Origin of the sequence: Propionivibrio sp. (assembly GCF_029255185.1) — a bacterium.
Lineage (GTDB): Bacteria > Pseudomonadota > Gammaproteobacteria > Burkholderiales > Rhodocyclaceae > Propionivibrio.
Genome location: NZ_JAPUVO010000026.1, coordinates 1 through 4,069, shown reverse-complemented (window position 1 = coordinate 4,069; position 4,069 = coordinate 1). Strand labels below are relative to the sequence as shown.

At 57.5% G+C, this 4,069-nt stretch carries 3 protein-coding genes; all 3 read right to left on the bottom strand.

All coding sequences use genetic code 11. From position 1 onward, the window contains the following. Positions 1 to 1,746: DUF6531 domain-containing protein (locus Q1J43_RS00390; RefSeq protein ID WP_301100301.1), on the bottom strand; the 1,746-nt coding region annotated here is incomplete at its 3' end. 700 nt (positions 1,747 to 2,446) lie between these two features. Further along, positions 2,447 to 2,704 (bottom strand): hypothetical protein, encoded by a 258-nt coding sequence (locus tag Q1J43_RS00385; protein WP_301100300.1) that lies wholly within the window; start codon positions 2,702 to 2,704, stop codon positions 2,447 to 2,449. Beyond that, positions 2,698 to 4,069: Ig-like domain-containing protein (locus Q1J43_RS00380; protein ID WP_301100299.1), on the bottom strand; the 1,372-nt coding region annotated here is incomplete at its 5' end. The genes Q1J43_RS00385 and Q1J43_RS00380, both read right to left, overlap by 7 nt.

Genomic DNA, 4,069 nt, shown 5'->3' with positions numbered 1-4,069 from the left:
GTCGGTCAGGCGGTGTGCGGGGTCGTAGCTGTAGCTGAGGTAGCGACCGTCCGGGAGGGTGATTTTGGTGAGCTGCCCGACGCCGTCGTACTGGTAGGTCGTGAGTTCGCTGCCGATTTGCCGGGAGGTCAGGCGCTGGCGCAGGTCGTAGGTGAGCGTGGTGACGGCGCCGTTGGCGTCGATGACGGTGAGTGGGTTGCCATTGAGGTCGTAGGCGGTGATTTGGGTGGTGTGGCCGAGGGCGTTGGTGAGGGTGGCGAGCTGGCCGCGTTTGCCTAGGTCGGGGTCGGTGGGCGCGTGGTAGGTGGTGGTGGTGACATCAGAGACGTCGGAGCGTGGGCCGTCGGCGGTGAGGACTTGGCCAAGGCTGTTGTAGGTGTAGGTCCAGGTGCGCGGGAGGCCGGTGAGTGGGGCGGTAAGGCCGGCGCTGCCGTTCAGGTCGGTGGTCGGCTGCTCGGTTGTTTTGCACAGGACGCCGATGGGGCGGGGGGCGCCGGTGAGGTCGGGGACGGTGGCGGAGGCCGGGGCGCAGAGCACGCCGCCGTCGCCGTTGTAGATCCAGGTGGTGAGTTTCTTGGGTTCGGCGACTTTGGTGGGCAGGCGCCAATCGCTGTGCCAGGTGGTGCTGATCGTGCGACTCTCGGGTTTGCCCGATGCTTCGATGCGTTTGGTTTCGAGGTTGCGTGTGAGGTCGTAGGTGTAAGTCGTCTGGTTGCCGTTGAAGTCGGTGCGGGTGGCGACGTTGCCGCTGGCGTCGTAGGTCAAGGCCGAGGCGGCGGGGCCGCAGCCGCTGCCGCCAGGTTGGCTGCTGCCGGTGGGTTTGACGACACCGAGAATGGTCTGGAAGCTGTAGGTGCGCACGGTGTTGAGCGGGTCAGTCACCGTGGTGCTGTCGGTGCCGAAGCTGAGCTGATAGCGGTTGGTGTTGGTGCCAACGGCCGGGAAGACCTCGCTCACCGCTCTCCCCGTACTGTCATAGCTGTAGCTGACGTAGCGGATGCCGTTCTCGTCGGTGATGCCGGTCAGGGCGTTGGGGAGATTGGCGCCGCCGGTGTTGGCGGGTTCGTTGTAGTGGTAGGTCTTGGTTTGGCCGTCGGGGTAGGTGATACGGGTTAGATTGATGTTGCTGTCGTACTTGAAGGCATAACTTTGTCCGGCACTGTCAATGACCTGGGCCACCTGATCGTTCATGTTGTATCGATAACGGATGCTGTTCCCTTGTTCATCTGTAGTGCGCAGCAAACGTGCGATGGCCAAGGGGTAGGTGGTGGGCGCAGCATCGGCGGTCAGATAGGTGTCACCCAGTGGTCCAGTTGCTGTGCCATCACCGTATTGCAACGATAGAGTTTTACCGCTGCGAAACTGAATGGTTTGCAGTTTGCCAGCGGTGTCGTACGTTTCCACTGAGTTGTCGGCATCGACATGATATTGCCAGCCGATGGTGGCATTGGCGCTGTCGTGCAGTTCTATCAACTGATCGACGACATCAGCGTCGCTTTTCCAGTTCGTGCTCTGTGCAATGAAGCGCAAGGTACGACCATCATCGCGAATAGCGATTCTGGAACCGTCGTCATCTTTCATAAGCTGGCGGCTGTAAGCGCCGCGCCAACGACGACCAAAGATAGTGGGCAGGTCGTCGTTGTAGTTGTAATGAACTGACACACTAAGGCCGTTCTCGCTGCTCCACAGTGCTTCGTGCAGGTGTTTATTGCCGGTGCCGATGGAGATCGGGTGCGGAGTTGCCATACATTGCTGCGCCGGGCCATTGTTCTTGCCGCCGTTGCAGGTTCTACCGATAGCGTTCTGGCCTAGGGGACATGTGGCCAGGTTTGTACCGGAGGTGGAAGTTACGCCAGAGGGGTAGACACAGCGTTCAGTCGCGATGTTGAGCAAGTAATTATTTGGCTGACCCGGTTCTTGACAGGCAAGTTGTAGTACCCACCTCTCATCGTTTGGATACTGGATGCCATACTCTATAAATGTGTATATGCAGGAATGCTGCCCGCTACCTCCACCGGGGTACCGAAGATCTCCAATCCAATCCATCCACCGTCCTACACGAGGATCGTAAAATTTACTGGGATCCTCGAAAAGAGCCCATGCTTGACACCCATCCATACGAGAGGGAACCTCGATCCAATATGGGGGGTTATGGATGATGTTGGCGTAGTAGCGCGCCTGTGGCGCAGCCTGGCTCAGGCTCGTGCACAAGACCAAGAGCAGAGAAATCCAGAGGGACAATCCTGCTCGTACGAATATCAATCGCTGCACCCCGTTGCTTAAGCTCATCTCTGATTCTCCCGCGTTAATGCTGTTGTTTGGTGTTGTGCGGAACTTACGTCGAATGCAAATTCAATTTTGGCCTGGTACCTTTGATTTTTTTTGCTCATTGGGCGCCTTATCTTTTGCACCCTCAAGTCGTAGTCGTGCCTACCCCATCATAGCTTCAACGCCTGGCTCTTCTCTTCATCACAAATAGAACTACTGCGTAGTAATACGCTGCATTCGCCATGCCGGACAAAATCCATGTAACCCAGTCGCTAGGCACCAGATTGAAGAACGCGATATAGAACCCAGGTGCCAACAATGAGGTAAGAAGGAGCAACACTCCCGAATGCACAATTGCAAAGCCCAAGTGCTCCCCCATGTAGGTAGCAAACACTGCCGACATAACGATTAGCAGCGTTATCGGATAGGTCAACATCCGCAACTTCCTAGATTTCCGTTCAAAGCATCCTTCATTCGTTGAAGAGTCCGTTGTGTGTGATATTGCTGTTTAGCGACCTTGATGTTCTCCAAAGAAGTCGGCCAAGGCCCATGCTTGCTTCCGTCCTGACGAACACCGTGCCACGTTTGAAATCCTTCATGTGCAGGCGATGTGGAGTCCATAACTGGATGAAGAGCCATCCCTAGCTCGAACCAGTAGCGCGCGGTCCCTGCAGCTTTTGCATCTTTCGCCTCCTGTAAATGTTCTTTAATGAACTTGCACATGAGTTTCTGCGCTTCAGCGGGGTTCATCAACTCCGACGACATCGCATGCATGTAAGCATACTCAGAGCCTTGGAATGAAGGGCTATCAGCGTAAGCACTACCCTCCTTGATGATGTCCCTGATTGCAGGCGGCAAATTTGAAAACGCTCCATCAATAAAGTAATCATGGGCATCGCTGGCCCAAAGACCAAGTGGGTCCCTGTAGCTCAGGGGATTTCCACCGACATAGAGGTACCCATTGATTCCCCCGCGCAGCCCGATAGGGTCGAACTCCCGATAGCGCCCTTCCCCCGGACCGTAATCCCTGGCGCCGTTATAGTGGGTATTGGTTTCCCGGTCATAGTACTGCCCCGGAAACCTTAAATTCAGCGTGAAGTTCTTCCCATCCCCATCCGGGTCTTCTTCCGGCGGGCTGACGCCGAAGGGCTCACCCAGAATGTTCCGCCAGACGACCTTGTTTGTCTCATCGGTGACCAAGCGCGGTGTATCGAGATGGTCGGTATGCAGGTAGTAAATCTTCGCGGCTTTCCGCGTCACGGTAATGGCGATCATCGCCGAAGAGGTCTCGATCCCCTCGTTGTCGATGGCCTTGGCGAACAGGCTGTAGTTGCCGACGGGAACGTTGTCCCAGGCCATGCTATAGGGCGGGGCTGTGCGGCTGCCGATGAGCATCCCACCCTTATAGAACTCGACCCTGGCCAGAGTGCCTGCGGGATCGGTCACCCTGGCCGTGAGCGGAATGCTCGCCGGGGCGGTGAAGCGCTGGTTATTGGTCGGGCTGCTCAGGCTGACGGCGAGCAACTCGCTGGGAAGGACGGTGATTTTGCGCGAGGTGCTGGTAGTGCTGGCGCCCTGAGCGTCGGTGGCCTTGGCCGTCAGGGTATAGACCCCGGCGGCGGGTTTGACCCAGGTGATCCGCCAGGGGCTGGCGGTGGCCGTGCCGATGAGGGTGCTGCCCTGGTAGAACTCGACCTGGCTGACCGTATCGTTCACTTCCGGTGCGCTGACACTGGCGCTGACCAGAACATCTACCGGAACCTGCACCATGGCGTTGTTGATCGGGGCGGTGAGGCTGACG

Coding starts and splice junctions, on each gene's coding strand:
- Q1J43_RS00385 (WP_301100300.1), bottom strand. CDS start 2,704: ATGTTGACCTATCCGATAACGCTGCTAATCGTTATGTCGGCAGTGTTT.